The 17,311-nt window shown below is 37.6% G+C and carries 19 protein-coding genes and 1 other RNA gene; 3 read left to right on the top strand and 17 right to left on the bottom strand.

The features are described from left to right. Nucleotides 1–4 precede the first annotated feature (4 nt). The 15 genes from ACSQ7D_RS05255 to ACSQ7D_RS05185 all read right to left on the bottom strand — a co-directional run bounded on the left by ACSQ7D_RS05255 (nucleotide 5) and on the right by ACSQ7D_RS05185 (nucleotide 13,765). On the bottom strand, nucleotides 5–685 hold the full coding sequence (locus ACSQ7D_RS05255; RefSeq protein ID WP_016478630.1) for a hypothetical protein: 681 nt from the start codon (nucleotides 683–685) through the stop codon (nucleotides 5–7). Further along, the gene (locus ACSQ7D_RS05250; protein WP_016478629.1) at nucleotides 682–1,383 is read right to left on the bottom strand and encodes a hypothetical protein; all 702 of its coding nucleotides are present in this window, start codon (nucleotides 1,381–1,383) and stop codon (nucleotides 682–684) included. Before ACSQ7D_RS05250 ends, ACSQ7D_RS05255 begins: the two co-directional genes overlap by 4 nt. Then, entirely contained in the window at nucleotides 1,383–2,048 is a 666-nt protein-coding gene (locus ACSQ7D_RS05245) for a hypothetical protein (protein ID WP_278589938.1), read from the bottom strand. Before ACSQ7D_RS05245 ends, ACSQ7D_RS05250 begins: the two co-directional genes overlap by 1 nt. Then, nucleotides 2,029–5,061, bottom strand: coding sequence for a TraG family conjugative transposon ATPase (locus ACSQ7D_RS05240; RefSeq protein WP_278589939.1), 3,033 nt, complete (start codon nucleotides 5,059–5,061; stop codon nucleotides 2,029–2,031). Before ACSQ7D_RS05240 ends, ACSQ7D_RS05245 begins: the two co-directional genes overlap by 20 nt. 18 nt (nucleotides 5,062–5,079) lie before the next feature. Next, a complete protein-coding gene (locus ACSQ7D_RS05235; RefSeq protein WP_203093437.1) occupies nucleotides 5,080–5,520 on the bottom strand; it encodes a DUF3127 domain-containing protein in 441 nt (146 codons plus the stop codon). Between the two features lie 2 nt (nucleotides 5,521–5,522). Beyond that, entirely contained in the window at nucleotides 5,523–5,831 is a 309-nt protein-coding gene (locus tag ACSQ7D_RS05230; protein WP_009419756.1) for a DUF4133 domain-containing protein, read from the bottom strand. 14 nt (nucleotides 5,832–5,845) lie between these two features. Then, nucleotides 5,846–6,169, bottom strand: a complete 324-nt coding sequence (locus ACSQ7D_RS05225; protein WP_009419755.1) for a DUF4134 family protein — start codon at nucleotides 6,167–6,169, stop codon at nucleotides 5,846–5,848. Nucleotides 6,170–6,205: 36 nt separating this feature from the next. After that, nucleotides 6,206–6,739 (bottom strand): hypothetical protein, encoded by a 534-nt coding sequence (locus tag ACSQ7D_RS05220; RefSeq protein WP_437135615.1) that lies wholly within the window; start codon nucleotides 6,737–6,739, stop codon nucleotides 6,206–6,208. Nucleotides 6,740–6,748: 9 nt separating this feature from the next. After that, complete coding sequence (locus tag ACSQ7D_RS05215) at nucleotides 6,749–7,387, bottom strand: ParA family protein (protein WP_278589941.1); 639 nt, start codon at nucleotides 7,385–7,387, stop codon at nucleotides 6,749–6,751. Nucleotide 7,388: 1 nt separating this feature from the next. Beyond that, nucleotides 7,389–8,888, bottom strand: a complete 1,500-nt coding sequence (locus tag ACSQ7D_RS05210; RefSeq protein ID WP_278589942.1) for a relaxase/mobilization nuclease domain-containing protein — start codon at nucleotides 8,886–8,888, stop codon at nucleotides 7,389–7,391. Then, on the bottom strand, nucleotides 8,869–9,249 hold the full coding sequence (locus ACSQ7D_RS05205) for a hypothetical protein (RefSeq protein ID WP_016478621.1): 381 nt from the start codon (nucleotides 9,247–9,249) through the stop codon (nucleotides 8,869–8,871). Before ACSQ7D_RS05205 ends, ACSQ7D_RS05210 begins: the two co-directional genes overlap by 20 nt. A gap of 1,114 nt (nucleotides 9,250–10,363) precedes the next feature. Beyond that, nucleotides 10,364–10,766: a transfer-messenger RNA gene (gene ssrA / locus ACSQ7D_RS05200) on the bottom strand. A gap of 219 nt (nucleotides 10,767–10,985) precedes the next feature. Then, nucleotides 10,986–11,804, bottom strand: a complete 819-nt coding sequence (locus ACSQ7D_RS05195; RefSeq protein WP_437135614.1) for a hypothetical protein — start codon at nucleotides 11,802–11,804, stop codon at nucleotides 10,986–10,988. Between the two features lie 960 nt (nucleotides 11,805–12,764). Then, complete coding sequence (locus tag ACSQ7D_RS05190) at nucleotides 12,765–13,541, bottom strand: SDR family NAD(P)-dependent oxidoreductase (protein ID WP_437135613.1); 777 nt, start codon at nucleotides 13,539–13,541, stop codon at nucleotides 12,765–12,767. Continuing rightward, complete coding sequence (locus ACSQ7D_RS05185; RefSeq protein ID WP_437135612.1) at nucleotides 13,538–13,765, bottom strand: hypothetical protein; 228 nt, start codon at nucleotides 13,763–13,765, stop codon at nucleotides 13,538–13,540. Before ACSQ7D_RS05185 ends, ACSQ7D_RS05190 begins: the two co-directional genes overlap by 4 nt. 99 nt (nucleotides 13,766–13,864) lie before the next feature. On the opposite strand from ACSQ7D_RS05185, the gene ACSQ7D_RS05180 reads away from it, so the two are divergent. The 3 genes from ACSQ7D_RS05180 (at nucleotide 13,865) to ACSQ7D_RS05170 (ending at nucleotide 15,771) form a co-directional block, all read left to right on the top strand. After that, the gene (locus ACSQ7D_RS05180; RefSeq protein WP_048746967.1) at nucleotides 13,865–14,197 is read left to right on the top strand and encodes a MerR family transcriptional regulator; all 333 of its coding nucleotides are present in this window, start codon (nucleotides 13,865–13,867) and stop codon (nucleotides 14,195–14,197) included. Beyond that, complete coding sequence (locus tag ACSQ7D_RS05175) at nucleotides 14,197–15,276, top strand: winged helix DNA-binding domain-containing protein (RefSeq protein ID WP_437135611.1); 1,080 nt, start codon at nucleotides 14,197–14,199, stop codon at nucleotides 15,274–15,276. Before ACSQ7D_RS05180 ends, ACSQ7D_RS05175 begins: the two co-directional genes overlap by 1 nt. Before the next feature lie 75 nt (nucleotides 15,277–15,351). Further along, nucleotides 15,352–15,771, top strand: a complete 420-nt coding sequence (locus ACSQ7D_RS05170; RefSeq protein WP_264860905.1) for a SlyB protein — start codon at nucleotides 15,352–15,354, stop codon at nucleotides 15,769–15,771. 84 nt (nucleotides 15,772–15,855) lie between these two features. On the opposite strand, the gene ACSQ7D_RS05165 is transcribed toward ACSQ7D_RS05170, so the two are convergent. Together ACSQ7D_RS05165 and ACSQ7D_RS05160 are read right to left on the bottom strand one after the other, a co-directional pair. Beyond that, nucleotides 15,856–16,278, bottom strand: coding sequence for an organic hydroperoxide resistance protein (locus ACSQ7D_RS05165; protein WP_009417696.1), 423 nt, complete (start codon nucleotides 16,276–16,278; stop codon nucleotides 15,856–15,858). A 133-nt stretch (nucleotides 16,279–16,411) separates the two neighbouring features. Further along, nucleotides 16,412–17,254 (bottom strand): aldo/keto reductase, encoded by an 843-nt coding sequence (locus ACSQ7D_RS05160; RefSeq protein ID WP_437135610.1) that lies wholly within the window; start codon nucleotides 17,252–17,254, stop codon nucleotides 16,412–16,414. Nucleotides 17,255–17,311: the final 57 nt, after the last annotated feature.

Below are 17,311 nucleotides of genomic sequence, written 5' to 3'. Positions count from 1 at the left end.
TGCATTAATAATGTTTATAACGTCTGTACTTTTGCATAATCTCTTCAACAAGTTGTTTGTCGTGTTCTACAAAGTTGTTGAATACAGGTATAGAATAGATATAAGCACGGCTCTTATTAAACTCTATGATATTGATAACGTTTAAAATAGAAACATTGAGCAAACGTAACTTCATATATATACGGTCAAGAAGTGCATCTCTATCGGCTGAGTCCATCAATCGTTTTCTATCTTCTGTTAAGAAAGCTTTCCGCTCTTCAATAATTGACAATACTTTAGAATACACTTGGTCTGTTTCTTTTTTGAGCCAAAAACTATATTGAGGGTTTTCTACTGCTAATTTGTTCATCTTTTTAAGATTCCCTATAATACTAAAAACATAATCTTTTATATATTTGATTTGCTTGCTCTGTTTGAACAAAGAATTGATATTGTACAGATTTTGGTAAATTTTCTCGTGGATAGCTACTACTTGTACTATTTTTTTATTAGACTCTTCATAGAATTCTTTCTGTTTTTTAAAAATACTATTAAAGTTCGCTAAACTCGCTTCCCTTGTTACGTGATTGGCAGTGATATGCGCCAATAAAGAACTATTGATCACCGTCTCATAGTAGCTTTGGGCTTGCAGTGTAGTCACTGCAGAAAAGAAAAGCAATACAGATAGTTGGATAAGTTGTTTCATATGCCAAGGCTTTTAACATTTTTTAAAATATCTTGTGCTAACTCCTTATCTCGGTCTATATAGTACTGAAATAAGCTTCTTCTGCGCTGTATAGCATAACTTGTCTCACGAATGACTGTGAGAGTAGCATAAGAATCATTGTAGAGTCTATCAACTTCACTGAGAGCATAGTCAAGTAATATTTGGCGTTCAGCACGCTCCATTTGATTGATGGCTCCATAAGAGAGCACTATACCTACTAAAAATCGGGTAACCATTTGCAAATCGTCTATAAAATTGATTTGCTTGGGCAGGATAATAGGGAAAGCTTCTCTAAAAACATCAGGTGCATTGCGCATTTCTCTGTAAATCTTCTGTTGTACCTGTTTTATTTCTTTAGCACGTTCACTTATTACATAACCCGTAGGAATTGCTTGTAGGGTAAAATCTACTATCCGCAAGCGGTCTTGTATCTTTCGACCCGTTTCCTTATACTTCTCCCATTGACTTCTATTAAGTGCTTCAGTAGTAGTATTGAGCGTTTGTTTGTTGTTCAGCGTTTTTTGTCGCTCGTTTTCATCTACTGACCGCTCTACCTCGTTGTTAATCATTACGGGGGATAACGATTCTTTTTCCAAAGGAGCTCTACTTCGCCCTCCTGAAGAGCTGAGCCAAAAACCTAGAGTACATACTCCGATGAGATAAATAACCTTTTTCATTAGAAAGTGTGTTTGAATTTTCGCATTATGTTTTCTACTATATCCTTATCGGTATTGATATATTGGTCGAAAGGACTGATAGCCCTCCAAAAGCCAATACGCTGAGCGTTTTCCATTCCTATTTGAATGGTTAAAAGCCATAGTTTAAAGGAACGTATTTTGCTCTCTATAGAATCTAATAACCTATAACGGTCACCAGCGGTCATTAGGTTTTTACCCTTACTATCAATCACGCTGTTAATCTCTGCCGTGAGCTTGAGTATTTCCTCGTAAGCCTTTTCACTTGCTTTTACTCCAAAGACAGCATACTGAGGATGTTTCTTAGCAAGGGTGAGTACATTAGAAGAATACTCTTGGCATTGCTTGAGTTGCTCCCATATATTTTTGAGTTGCATTCCGTTGGTAATGGTAGTAGAGACTTCTGTAAGTCCTTTATATACTTTTTCTTGTACCTGATTAACCAATGCCATTTGACCATTTATAAAGGTTTGCGCTTTTTGCAATTTGGTTTGCTCATCGGCAATTTTGTTCTGACCATTTTTAAGCGAAATAGCATAACCTGCCATTGAGCCTGTAACAGCTGGATCAAAATAAATGGTTTGTGCCTCTCCTATCGCAGGCAACAGCATTGTGGTAAGTAATAATTTAAATAGCTTGTTTTTCATATTGTTGTGTGTTTATAAGTTCAGATAAAGGTAACTCTCTGTCTTTTACATATTGGTCGAATTTCTTTAAGGTATCTTTAGGGTGCTCCTTCTTGAAATCCTTAAAGAAAGCTACTACTTTTTCATCTAAAGGCTTTTTATAGAGGTTTACCAAGGCAAATATGGCATCTGTCTTTTCTTTGTACTTTTTTACATCGGCTACAAAAGCGTCTAAGGCTTTGTCGTAATTACCTAATGCTTTTACATAGTACAGAATAGCTGATTTTTCAGGCTTTTCAGTAGTATAGGTAAGGTATTGTTCCATAGATACTTCGTTACCATATACCTCTCCTTTAGCCCCTCGCTTTAGATAAAACTCTTTAAAACGCCCTCTACCTGTTTTGTTGTTTAGGTTATTAATCGTAAAGATTTTGTTTTGCTCTACTTTGTTGAGCGACAATAAAGCTGCTATACGGTCGAAATTGTCCTTAAACTTGGTTTGGTCAAGTAGTATGAACGTATCAGAATTATTGATGATTGAGTCCTTCACTACCGTATTACCAATGATATCATCTAACTCTTGGGTAACTACTACTGCTTCACCCCAAAACTTGCGCACTGTTTTGTACAGATAGAGTATATAACCTCCCATCAGTTTAGAGGCGATGGCTTTCCACGCTTCCTCAATAATGAGAGCTTTACGCCTATCACTACGCAAACGCATTTTTTGAATGAACGTATCCATAATAATGAGCGTTACTATGGGAAACAGCTTTGGATTGTCTTTCACGTTATCTATCTCAAAGACAATGAAAGGCTCGTAAAACAAAGAACTGTCGGCATTTTCATTGAGTGTAGTACCATAGCGTCCACCTCTGTAAAAATCTTTGAGCACAAAGAGAAAAGTACGCAGGTTAAACTCTTGTTCCGTAATGCGGTGATGTTTGTTGTTCATATACACGGGTAGGAACTTTTCACAAAAGTCATAGAAGGTATTAAACGACAACTCTTGTACTTTAAATTCTTCTGCTACCTTTTTAACTCGTTTTACAATTGCTTGTCTTTGTCTATCAGTCTCTAAATCTTCATCATCTAAGGGAATTATTTCTCGTTTTACAGCAATGAGTGCGGCACTTTCATTATAGACTTTACGCCTTTTTTCATCAGAAAGGGTTTCGTAAGCTTCGTATATCTTATAGAACATATCTGCCATATTGGCGTTATACTCGTCCTTGCGTTTGTCGGGGTGGTATTCCTTTAAAAGTTTGCGACCTCTGTCCTTTATCTCTTCAGTACTCGCATCTAAAGGCAGTCCCAGTATATCATAGAAAGTCTCTTCCTCGTTACTGTCTAAATCTTCTTCATAGATGTTGAACTTATTGAGGTAGAGCAATAATTCCTCATTTGTTTTGGCTTTATACCACTGGGTGTCGCCCTCAAAATGTTGGTGATAATAGGCAAGGAGGGCATTATCTATAATGGATTTCTGAGCGGGGGACATTGTTGCATCAGCTCCTTGCCATATTAAGAAAATGAGATTGGTGAGGAATTCAGTTTTTTCAATGTTAAACTCTTCTTTACCTACCGCAAACGGATTCATTGTAATAGGCTTTTCTTCTGTATATTGTACGTAACGCCCTCCTTTATAGGAACAAGAACCTGAATAAGAATCACCCGTATCTACGATTACCACATCGTAATTGTAGGTGAGATATTGCTCTACAATATTGTTCATCAAGAACGATTTACCACTTCCCGAAGGTCCTAAAACAAACTTGTTGCGATTGTTGATTCGTCCTGTTTGGTAAGGTAAATCTGAAGTGTCTACCTTTAATGGTACTCCTTGTCTATCAGCAAAACGCAAGTAAAAATTAGATTTTTCACTTATTGGGTAGCTCTCTTTAAAAAAAAAACACAAGCCTGCTTCGCTCGTTGTAGTAAACAAATCGTAGTCCTGCAACTCTACTGCATTGCCTATAATAGCCGAACGAAATAGTTCCATTTGGTTGTAAGCATTCTTAGAGATGATGATTCCCTTGGTAAAGAGTTTGCTCTCAATAGTAGATTGTGTTTTCTCCATTTTCTCCAAGGTATCACAAGCAAAAACTAACGAAAAGTGAGCGTCTACTATCAACTGCCCATTGACAGCTATATCGTGCAAAAGCTCTTGAATTTCTTGGGCTACTATAGCATTGGAAGGGGCGTTTTTAGCTACTCCATCGTGTTTTTTCATTTTCTTTTCTAACTCTCGTTGGCGTGATACTTGGGGAGGAATAGCGATCACTTGGTTGTAGACAATTGTTTGATATGCTTCTAACTCGTTGAGAAAAGAAAAATTATCTACTGCTAAATCGGCTACTGTACTGCTACCGCCTAAGCGTGAATAGGTTTCTATTTCATTAGGCAATTCTATGTTTTCTACATCCACGAAAGAGACTGTTTTGACAAATGAGCTGCCTATGCGCAAATACTCATTGGTAGATTTGATATTGTCAAACACGGGTACTTCAGCAAACTGCATTGTGAGAGTACCTCCGATGTAATACTCAAAATCTTTCTCAAATAACCAATCGGGGTCACATTCACTTTGCTCTAACAGCATATAGACCTTTTCGCACTTGTCTCGTAGCTCCTTGTAAGCCCTTTCTGAAAATTTATATTTGCTTTTCTTCTTATCCAATAAATCAGTAAAAAGTAGTAAAGTGTCTATGGTCTTATAAATGCGTCCGTTGAAATGGTCAGAGTATTTCTGTTGCAAATAGGTATTTTCTTTTTCAGATACATATCGCTTTTTGGCAAAAATATCTACTTTCTGCACGATGTGTCCTTCTCCTACAATAGCAATTACTTGATTGAGAATAGTGTGAAACTGCTCGTAACGTTCAGGGTCGGCTGAGTATTGTTCTACTATATTTTTAATACGAATGCCTATCACAGGATTGCCATATTGCCCAATGAGCACATCGTACTTCCAACCGTGCTTACTGCCATAGTCGTACCCTATAAAAGGAAATTCAAAAGCCTTTGTCTTCATTTTGATATTCTTTTCTTGTTAAAAAGGAACGTTATCATCAGATTGATTTGCAGGTGCTTGTCCAAAAGCGTTAAAAAACTCTCCCTGCTGTGCTTGTTGATTCATTGGAGAAGGTGTTGTCTGTGCTTGCGTTTGTGCAGGAACGAATTGTCCTTGACTTGGGTTATAAGACACTTGTTGCATTTGTATAAGGTCTATTTTCCAGCCTTCTACTGTGTTGAAATATTTTACCTCTCCTTGAGGAGATACCCATTCACGCCCTCTAAGGTTATAATGTACTTTTACTAACTGTCCTTTTTGTAAATTGTCTAAAAGTGCACAACGCCCTTGTGTGAACTGAATGACAATATCATTAGGATATTGCTCTTCTGTAGTGATAACTAAATCTCTTTTTTGGAAGCCATTGTTACCAACTGTCTCCAAGGAAAAAATTTCTTTAATACGTCCTTGTATTTCCATAGTTATAATGATTTAATTTGTTGTTTCTTTTGTGATGATTTTCTAAATCTTTTAGGAAAGATGTGTATTTCATCATTGTTTCTCATCTTGTTATATAGACCTTTCGTCTTCTGATTGTGAAAGGTGTACCATACCCCTCCAATGCCTATCCCTGCTCCTATAAGAGCGCCAAAAAAGCCAATGAAAGAAGGTAAAGAAGCCAAACAGATAAGTCCTCCTAAGGCTGAGCCTAAAGCGTAATAGATGTACTTATCTTTGAGTCCGAAAAAGACAAGGGGTTTTTTAAGCCCCTTGTACAGATAGAAGCCCATAGGTTGATACTTTTTTAGTTGAGACCAAAGAATGCTCCTACGAAAATAGGCACTAAGATGAGGAACAAACAAGCACCTCCCCATCCGAGGATTTCTTTGTTGATGTCTTGATCACCATTTGTCCACTTATTGTAGATACGCAGCCCTCCAATGAGACCTACAATACCTCCAATCATCATAATGAGCGTTTTCAAAGGCCCCCAATAGGTCTTAATACTATTGGCAGCATCAGTAATAGCACCTGCACCTTGTGCAAGTATAGGAGTCGTGACACAGATTCCTAAAAGTAACAAGAGTAGTAGTTGCTTCCTCGTTACAGATTTTTGAATGTTTAACATAATGAATTAAATTAGGTTTTTTGTTTTATTTGCTTACTAGGGTTGTACAGAGGCTTTGTATACCTTAATACCATCGTCTCCCTCTCCACTAACCACGACTTGTACACTGGTCTCTGCCATGTTTAAAATGTCTTTAAATCGCTCTCTATTAGCTTTTAAATACTCTTGCTTCTGTTCTTTGGTAAGCTCTGTACTTTCTCCTCCAGTATTTTCTGGAGTTGTATGGGTGTCAGTATTATCAGCCTCGTTAGTGTTGAGTTGTTCTTCCTCTTGGTGTTTTCTCATCATCGCTTTCAACACTTCGTCAGGAGCTGTGGCAGTTTCGTTAGCGGTAGAAGGAAATAAATCATTCTCATCTATTTCTGTACTACTGCTTGTAGCCATCTCTTCTACATCGCTAAAGTCTATATTAGTGACTTTTGTTTCCTGTCCTATCCCCGATAGAGAAAACTCTTGTTTGTCTTCCTCCTCTATAGGGAGTTTTTCTTTTTTGAAGTACAAGTCGTATAGGATATTCCCTGCATAATAAAGGATGTAAACAATAATTACTATTTGAAAAAATGTTGTCATTGGTATAATTTAGAGGGTTTCATTGATGTATTGGGTTAATTCTTCAAAGGTTTGTTTAACAGCTTTCTTTTGTCTATACGAAAGGCGACGAGTGTTAATGCTTTGCAATTCATTACACTTGTAGATGGGTGTAGGTAATAATCTACCATACTTGCCAATCTCCTCGTCCATTACTTGCTGATTGCGGTAAAAATACCCTTTGTCGTACTTAGAACGCACAAATACCCTATTAGCTTGGCTTTCTATCATTCCCAATAGATTGATAAATACCATTGTAGATTTTACCGATACATCAGAATACTCAAAAGGAATGATGATAAAGTCGCTGTATATGAGCAAATCAATATAACGCTCGTCTAACGTTCCTGCTAAGTCAAAGAGGTATATTGTCTCTTCTTTTTTCATATCCATTAGGGTCTGAAAATCTAAAAGACTCTCTTGGTTGTCGTCGCCTATCACCTCTACCTCATAGAGCTGGGGGATAGAAAGCATTTTATCTTCTTCCCATTTTTGATGGAAAGATTTCTGAAAGTCAAAGTCAAAAGCTTTTACTTTTTTCTCCTTTACTAAGGTGAGGTAGTTAGCAAAAGCAACCGCTAAGGTAGTCTTGCCTACCCCTCCTTTTTGGGTAGCAAATGTTATAACCATTTTATTTTCGTTTTTTACGTCGTTTCTTTAGTTCGTCTTCTGTGGTATCGCGTGGAGCATAAGTACTTTTACCCAAAGCTTTAAAGATGTCTGCTACATCGTTTAAAACCTCTGAGATTTTTCCGCTTGGGCTGTGTTTGAGGTCAGTTTGGCTTCTAATCTCAGAGGTATTGTGTATGGATGTTCCTACGATAAATGCTTGGTATTCCTCTTTATCTAAAAGAAAGGATAGCTTGTGTATTTGGTGATAACGCTCGTGTATAGTGTAATACGCTCCGTTATCGTCTTGCTCTAAAATGACAAAATCATCATTCTGTGCATTATGAATATGTTGTCTTACATCTTCTTTGAGCTGCTGAAAATCAGGATTGCTCTCTTTGCTTTTAAAGCGTTTGTTTTCAAACAACATAAAATCTTTAAGTTTTACTCCTTCTTTGAGCAAGTACTGTATAAGGATTTGCTTTTCTTTATCGCTTCTCAGATTGTAGTCCTTTAGGCGTTCAAACTCTTTTTTGTCAATACTATCTTCCGTAAAGTCAAAGATGTCTTTCATCTTAGCTATCTCACTGCCTTTATATACTTGTTGGTTTTTATTGTCAATAAGCGTATAACCAAAAGGCTGTTTATCGTCTTTAGAGTGAAAAACGATGTCTATTCCAAAGATTTGGTGCAGTTTTTCTTGTAACTCGCTTACATATTCTATCTGTGGTGGGATAGGCTCTTGCGGTAGAATGTTTCGTTCGTATAGTCCCTGTTGAACTCTATCATCTATCACCTTAAAAACTTTATTGCTGTACAAGTCCTTGTATTTATCTATAAAGGCTTTGATTTGCCTAATGCGCTTGTCGCCTTTTTGCTTCTCTTGGTAATGGAGTTTATCACTGAAAAGTGTTTTCTGAACAACGCCATTATGCAATATATCCAATTGATTAGGGGTGTTCTCACTTTTTACTACTTTAAAACCATTACGTGTGAGTAGCATTTCTAACTGCTGAAGGTTGCTAAACCTATATTGCAAAAGCTTCTCTATAGCTTCTTGGTGATTTGTGCCTAATACCTTTCTCATTGCCTTTGCTAAGGCTTGTTGGGATTTAAGTCGCTCGAAGCTGTCGTTTATCTTCTTGCCTGTGTTTTTATCTACACGGGTAGAAACAATATGCACGTGGTTGTTTTCGGTGTCCTTGTGAAAGACTACAAGATAAGGTTGCTGCCCATAGCCCATCTCTTGCATAAAATTATCGGCTATCTCAGTGAGCTGCTCCTTACTGTGTTCTTGGTACTTTGTCGATATTACAGCGTGAAATTGTGGTTTTCGGGTGCGTTCACTTGCTGAGATGGTTTTAAAGTAATCTCTTACCTCCTCTTGAGAGCTGCTCTCATTGATAAATGAAGGAAAGTTTTTCATCAGCATTAGCTCGCCCTTCTCGTTATGTACTTTCTTGTCGTTATACTTTACTCCGTGAAAGTCCCTGCTTGCTGAGCTAAGAATTTTTACTATCATTCGCAATGAGTTTATATATCTGCCTAAAGATTTGGTTTTGTTCAGCCTTGAGCTTTACAATCTCGTCTAAACGCTGAGTAAAGGCAATGAGCTCTGCTCGGTGTACCTCCTTCTTGGCGTTGGCTACATAAGCGAACTGATTGATATTGTTTTCAATCTTAGCAAAGATGTTGTCTTGCTTTTCAATGAACTTTAAAACCTCACGTCGTTCTTGTGTATTCATATTACCTTCCACTGCTGATATTATCAAATCGGTGAGGGTAGTTTTTCTTTCTGCACTTAACCTTTTCCACCGTTCTTTCTGACTTTCAGTAATTCTAAGAATAAGGTATTTTGATTTGTTAAGAGCTTTCTTTTCCAACGTCTTTAGGTTTAAATTTTTGGCAAAGTAAGAGAGGTTTTTTTAGGTGCGCAATAGGTGAAGAGGGGGTGTAGACTATGATAGACTATAAACAACATAAAAGGACATTAGAATTTGAAAAATAGACTATTTTATACATAAATAGACGTAAATAGATAGTATTGGCGTTTATTGAACTCTATTAGACTCTATTGGTATGTGAAATACTAGATTTTTGAAGAATTTTAAACGTATGATTGTTATTTTCGTTGCAGAAAGAAAAACAAGTTCCGCAGTTTTTCTACCCTTTTAGCTTCTTTGTAAAATGCAGACGATAGGCAAATTTTTCAAAGAAGCTAAAAGGCAAGATGAGTCTTTGTATACCGGTTTTTTCAAAACTGTGTATATACAAAGACACATCTTGCCCCTAAAACCGCGACCGAATACAAAACTGAAGAATATAATTGATTAATAATGAATTACAGATTTAGAAGATTTTAGTTGCAGAAAAAGAAGAAATGAGCTGTCCGTTATATATTTTCTAATTTACATACATATATTATATAGGTATATTTGTTTATTCTTTGAAGAAATACTATATTTAACTGTAAATCAATTATTTACAAAATATAAGTAGGTATTATTTTAATCTACCTTGTTGGAAAGTGGGTTTTATTTTATCCTACCTAAGTCGGTAAGTAGGTATTATTTTAACCTATCTTGTTGGAAAATGGGTTTTATTTTATCCTACCTAAGTCGGTAAGTAGGTATTATTTTAACCTATCTTGTTGGAAAGTGGGTTTTATTTTATCCTACCTAAGTCAGTAAGTAGGTATTATTTTAACCTATCTTGTTGGAAAGTGGGTTTTATTTTATCCTACCTAAGTCGGTAAGTAGGTATTATTTTAACCTATCTTGTTGGAAAGTGGGTTTTATTTTATCTTACCTAAGTCAGTAAGTAGGTATTATTTTAACCTATCTTGTTGGAAAGTGGGTTTTATTTTATCCTACCTAAGTCAGTAAATAGGTATTATTTTAATCTACTTACAGTCTCTTAATGAAGCAAGGACTAAAAATAAGGATAGTCCCTATTTTAGTCCCTGTTATAATATAACATATTGAAAAACAATGGTATTTGTGGAGTCGGAGAGAATCGAACTCTCGTCCAAATAAGTCATCAAAAAGCTTTCTACATACTTAGTCCTCGTTTGATTTTCGTCGCAAAACTGACCGAGCACCGCCCATTTTGCGCTTAGCTTCTTTTGCTTAAGAACCGTTAGCAGAAGCGTACCGCAGGTTCGATGTTGACTTTTATGGTGCCTCTGTACGAAACGCCGTCAACAAGGGCTTTTCAGAGACATCTCGCTTCCCTACCTTGTAGGGACTTAGCCAGCAATCTTACTAAACTTCAGATTAGGCAGCAAGAGCGTAGTTATTCTCGCCATTTAAAATTTTGAAATAGAGATTATCGAGCATTCATTTCACAGCTCGGTATGCTTACTATTTAATGCCACTTACTGTCAAAACCGGTCGACCCCAAGTGTTCATTTCTGTAATTCGGTGCAAAGGTACAAAAAATAATCATACTCACAACAATTACCCTCTTTTTTATTTCATAATCCCTCTTTATTCTCCTACCTTCCACTAGCATACGCCTACCAAAACAAAGAAAAAAAAAGTGCATACAACGTTCTTTTTCTTTTATCAGCCTGTTTTGTTTATTATTCGTATTTTAATTATCTTGAATTATTCTGTTATCACATCTCCTCGGTGTCCTCTATCACTGTCTCGACCAATTCGGATACTTCTTTTATTTTGCCGCCGAAGTATTTTTTGTCTTGTACTATCTCCTTATAAATATCGTCTAAGTTGTGTGCAGGTGCCAGCACCCATAAAAGATATGGTCTAAATCGAACGGAACCAAGCTTTTTAATATAGGGTAGTATTGCCCCCAAATCTTTATTGTTAAACCAGCAGTCGGTTCTTAACGCGAAATCTTGATTATGTTTCCCACAGGCAATCTTACTCTCCAGAAAATCGTTCATTGTAGGATACTTATCGCTTAAATATCTTGTACAGGCGATATGATATTCTACCTTTCTCGGCGAACTGTCCACTGCCGAAATAAAACAAATCCCATACCCTTCTTTCATCGCAACGGCTAATACATCGCCTTTTTGGAAATATGATTCTTTCGGTTTTTTTATCGTCGGTTTGCGAAGCGGCTTCGGATTATCCGACGAGAGTTGTAATTTTAATTTCTCGAGAGCCTTCTGCCTTTGTCGTCGGGCTTGGGTATGAATCTCGTCCCACAATGCACTGGCTCCGCCTTCTATTATTTTCAATGCTTTCCGGCGGACTTCATCTTCCTTGTACCCGATTTTCCAAAGCGAGTAGGCGAATGCCGTCCAGTATATTTCCGTAAATAATTCGTCAATACAGAAATTGTCTTCCTCGTTCAACCAATCTTGTCTGATTTTTTCAATATCTTCACCGTCTTTGTAGCGTTCTGTGATATTGTTATAAATATCGTAACCGCTATCGCTATCGATAATCTTTACTCCGTCTATTGCCATTGTGTGCCTCCATTTTTTTAGTTGTTCGCTTTTTATATCTCCTTTATGGTTGATTTACTTTACTGTTTACTCAATAGTTGATACATATCATTTTTTGCCTTCTCAACAGAGGGTGAAAGGGTATATGAAACTTCTTTAAGATAAGGAACAAACTTATTGAGCACATAGCTATCGATAGAAATACATACCAAAATACTCACCGTGAGCCCCATCGTGTATTACATAGTTATCCTTGTTGATAGACATACCATTTAAGAATTTAGCCATAAAGTCACATATAATGTAATCCTTAAATTCTTCAACTCCCGTTCTACCATTCTGTCGATTTTTTTTCGTTTTTCATAAGAAATGTATGTAGTACGGTTATGCAAAGATACAACTAATTTGCTAATTCACTAATTAACAAATTTAGTTCTTTTTTAGCTCTCAGTGAAATCTCACGCAGAATTCTGATAGCAAAGCTATCTGTTAATTTGCTTCAATTTCCACCCCGTCAGATGCTTTTCTATCTATTATTTTTTCGGGCAAAAAAACGCTTTTTATCACTTTCTCTTCAATAATTAAAAAACACTTTTCTCCTATTGACATTCAATACACCAACGTATTCACTTCTCTTTACTTTCGATTTATTATCCTCAAAATCACTTCTTACTCCCCTCTCTTAACTCCTCATTCTTAACTATTTATATACCCTTTCTATACCAATCTTCCAAGATTCGTATAAGCTTCCTATAAGCTCTCTATAAGCTAAGCGTACCCTCCTAACAGCCTTTTCTCTCCAAAATTCCCTTCAACCTTCTTTTGATATTTTTCGTTTTCCTCCGATAACTCCGAGCCTTTCCAAGTTTCTCTACTCCCCCTCCGCTGGTGCTTTTCTTGTAGCCTGTACCTCATTTTCTAATTTCCAAATTCGCTAATTTTCCCTCTGCCTGTGTGGTTCACACTGCGCGTCGTGCACAACTAATTTGTAGTGAGTCCGCCATCTACAGCAAGCACAGTGCCTGTAATCCACGAAGCATTGTCGCTGGCTAAGAATACACAAGCTTTGGCTATATCTTCAGGCGTACCAATGTGTTGTAAAGGGTAAATTTCCTTTACCATAGTCTCAAAAGCGACTTGTTTTTCGGGGGTAAGAGCTTGCAAATTGCGGTTGAATTGCGGGGTAGAGATACTCCCAGGGGCCACACCATTTACGCGTACGCCCAAATGTCCCACCTCAAAAGCCAACGCCTTGGTAAAAGAGTTTAACGCTCCCTTAGTAGCCGAATAGACGGTGGTCGCGCGGTTAGGAAGCATTCTATGGGCAAAATACGACGAGATATTAATGACATTCCCCTTGCTTTTCACCAAAGCAGGAAGCAGACTTTGGGTAAGGAAATAAGGTGCTTTTACATTGAGGTTGAAGTGGGCATCGTATAAGGCATCGTCCACTTGCTCAAAAGGCACGAACTTGCCTAAACCGGCGTTGTTTACTAAAATATCTACCGTAGATAGCAGTCGCTCAATGTCTTTCACTACCTCAGTTACTGTCTCTGTTTTTGATAAATCAGCAGAGAGGGTGTGTACTTGCACGCCAAACTCATTTAGTAGCTCTTGTTGGGCTCTTTGTAGTTTCTCAGGGTCTTTGCCTATGAGCAATAGGTTAGCACCCTCACGGGCAAAGGCTTTGGCTATTCCTAAGCCAATACCATCACTTCCGCCAGTAATTACGGCATTCTTGTTGTTTAAGTTTTTCATTTTGATATTTGTTTATTGATTTTACATTTTTTTCTTTTATACCATTTTACTAAGGAAACATAAAGTACTGCCTGAGGAAATGATATTGCGTAAGAGGTTAAAAACTTCAGTCCCCAATCATTCCAAAGATTAAACTTATCGCTTGTAATAAAGCTGTTTACCAAGCAAAGCGGTGTTGCTATAAAAAAGACAAATTGCAGAGTTTGTTTAAGTTCTGTATTCATTTGTTAATTATCTTCTTTAATTGTAGATTATTTACAAAATGCAAAGGTAAAGTATTTATTTGTATATTTGCAACTTATTTCGTAATTTATTTACAATTTATGGCAAAAGAAGTACAAAAAGAACTCTTGTTAGACTTTGATTTTCTGAGGAAATTGGTAGTGGGCATAGGGGAAGTATCACAAATCACTGGTATCCCTACCCGACAAATACGCTATTGGGAAGAGAAAGGAATTATCAGCAGTTTGACAGAAGAGGAAGGAAAAAACCGCCGATATGATTACCTTAATATCAAAAAAATACTCCTCATCAAAGAACTCCTTGATGAGGGGTACACGTTAGATGCTTCAGTAGAGAAAGTAAAGAAGCGTATGGCGATGATAGAGGAAACACTCTCCAAGATGAATCAATTAGTTAATAAGCAGATGAGTTGATGAGAACAATAAGTAGGCAAGAGGCTATTACACTGAGATTGTTGCACCAGCAACTGCTTTCTCCTCAATATGAAAAACCTGAGGATATCGTAGTGTGGCAAGGAGCTATGCAGGCACAGGATTATAATTATTTCCGTTGGGCGATAGGTATACGGCAGAGTGTCCCGCAATTGGCTCAACTCCAAGAGGCTTTTGCTAAGGCTGAACTTTTACGTCTTCATCTTTTGCGCTGTACGGTGCAAGTGGTGAGCAAAACGGATATAGGCTGGTTACTTCCTTTATGCAAGGAACGCAATCTGAGTACTTTGCAATCTTGGCAAAAGAGTATCAATACAGCGTTTGTCCAAAATTACTTTCAGGAGGTAACTCACGCTCTATGTGAATTGTTCGTTGGTGGTAAGTCATTGTCTAAAAAAACTATTGCTAACAGACTTAGAACTTTGGGGCTTTTATCTGATGACAAACTGCTCAACCCCTTATTATTGCGTGCTGAGATTGAAGGGCTTTTGTGTTCGGGGGTAATGCAAGGCAAGGAAGCTACTTGGGCTCTATTGTCCGAAAGAGTACCTACAACAGCTATTATTACCCTTGATGAAGCTTTGAAACGACTGGCACAGAAGTATTTCAGGAGTCATTCGCCTGCCTCGTTAGAGGATTTCACGTGGTGGTCGGGATTGCCTAAAATGCAATGTAAAAAAGCTATTGAAGGAATTGCCTCTGAATTAGAAGAAGTTTTGGTAGAAAGTACTCCAATGTATCTGTATCGCAATAACTTTGAAGCTACCGATTACGCAAAAACAATGCATTTGCTTCCGCCGTACGATGAGTATCTGATAGGCTATAAAAGCCGTTGGGTAGCTCTTGATAAAAAGCACGAAGCAAAGGCACACAATAAGTTTGGGATATTCAAACCGGTTATTCTGCACGAAGGCAGAGTTGTAGGCAATTGGAAAGCGAGTATTGATAAACAAGCAACTAACTTAACTACCGACCTTTTTACTGAGAAAACCAAAGTAAGGAAACGGAGTTTGCAAGAGGCTACTGAGCAACTTGTAAGGTTTTGTAAAAAAGATAACTAATTTTCTACTTAAAAAATTTGCTCATTTGTTAATTATATATTACCTTTGCAGCATTAAAATATTAATAATATAATTATGAAAAAAGTACTTTTAATGGGAGTGTTAGCTTCCTTTATGCTAGCGAGCTGTGGTACAGCTAAATCACCAGAGATGAAACGCTTGGAAAAACAACAACAAGCCTTGAAACTCAATACCGAGCTCAACGAATTGCAAATGAAACTCACTCAAGAGCAAACCAATAATCAGTCGTTGCAAACTGAGGCTGCACAAGCTAATGAAGAAGCTACTGATCGTACGGATGCTTTTAGTGATGCGAGTTCGGCTTCGGCAAGTGCTAAAAAAGCGAACAAAGCTGAAAAGGCTTTGCGCAAAGCTAGTAAAGCTAATAAGCAATTAGCCAAAAGTAATCGCCGTATTGAGAAATTGCAAAAAGACATCACTAAATTGCAAGAAAAGATAACTAAACTAAATGCTGAAGTAGAATTTAGCAAATAGATGCAAGTTAGATGTTTTATTAAAAAATCCTTGTATGGTATATACCACACAAGGATTTTTATTTATAGCTTGTCGTGCTACGACCTAATTATTACTTACTTCAAAGGTTACTTCTATATTCCCACGAGTAGAGTTAGAATACGGACAAACTTGGTCGGCTTTTGCTACAAGTTCCTTAGCTTGTTCAAGCGACACATTAGGTATATTCACTTGTAAGGTTACGCCGAAAATAAAACCGCCGTTGTTCAGCTTTCCAATAGATACGTGTGCTGTTACAGCGGTCTCACCAGTGGTTATTTTAGTTTGTCTAATAACCAAATTCAGTGCGCTGTCGAAACAAGCAGCATAGCCAGCGGCAAAAATCTGCTCAGGATTGGTATAATCGTCGTTAGCTCCGCCTAAGGCTTTAGGAGAACGTATTTCTAGGCTTAATACGCCATTGTCAGAAGTTACTTTTCTGTTGCGACCACCTGTTGCGGTGGCCACTGCTGTGTACATTGCTGTCATCTGTCTTTTTTATTTATGATTAATAATTTGTTTACTAATGTCCTAAGTGTTTCGAGCTATTCCTCACTTAGGGGTGTTCTTCACACGGGAAGTTTTTTTTTATCGCTTGTCGTGCTACGATTCGTGCTACGACCTAATTACCATATTGTAGTATCATCTCTACAAAAGCAGGGTCTCGGTGAGAAGAGAAGAGCGTTTGCTTGGTATCGAGAGTAGCTATTTGGCTCATATCCTCTGCTGAGAGTTGGAAGTCAAATACATTAAGGTTTTGTTCCATACGCTCCTTGCGTACCGACTTAGGAATGCAGATAATATCGCGCTGCAAGAGATAGCGCAAAGCTACTTGGGCAGCACTTTTGTGATACTTTTCGCCAATAGCATTGAGAGTAGGATTGGCAAAGAAATCGTTTCTACCCTCTGCAAAAGGTCCCCACGACATTAGTTTGGTGTCGTATTTCTTCATTAGCTCTTGGAGGTCTTGCTGTTGGTAGAATACGTGTGTTTCCATTTGGTTTACAGCAGGTTTTATCTCGCAGTGGTATGCCAAATCGAGGTATCTATCAGCATAGAAGTTGCTCACACCAATAGCACGCACTTTACCCCCTTTGTAGGCTTCTTCCATAGCGCGATAAGAGCCGTAATAATCGCCAAAAGGTTGGTGAATAAGGAGTAAATCGATATAATCAGTTTGGAGTTTGCGCAAAGAGGTTTCGATAGAGGCTTTTGCCTTTTCATAGCCTGCATTGCTTATCCACACTTTGGTAACGATAAAGAACTCTTTGCGGTCGATACCACTTTTCTTAATAGCATTGCCTACGCCCTCTTCATTTTTGTAGATTTGAGCGGTATCAATCATTCGGTAGCCTACCGCGATAGCATCGCTTACGCAACGCTCACATTCTTCGGGGTCTACTTGGTATACACCGTAACCCAATAGGGGCATTTGTACCCCGTTGTTTAATTGGATGTTTTTCATTTGTAATTCTTATTTTGTTAATTGAGTATATTCTTTTTCAGTTACAGGTTCTTTCCA

The sequence above is a fragment of the Capnocytophaga sp. G1920 genome (assembly GCF_051417515.1).
The sequence above is the reverse complement of the archived record's forward strand: the minus strand, read 5'-3'. Positions and strand labels throughout refer to the sequence as shown.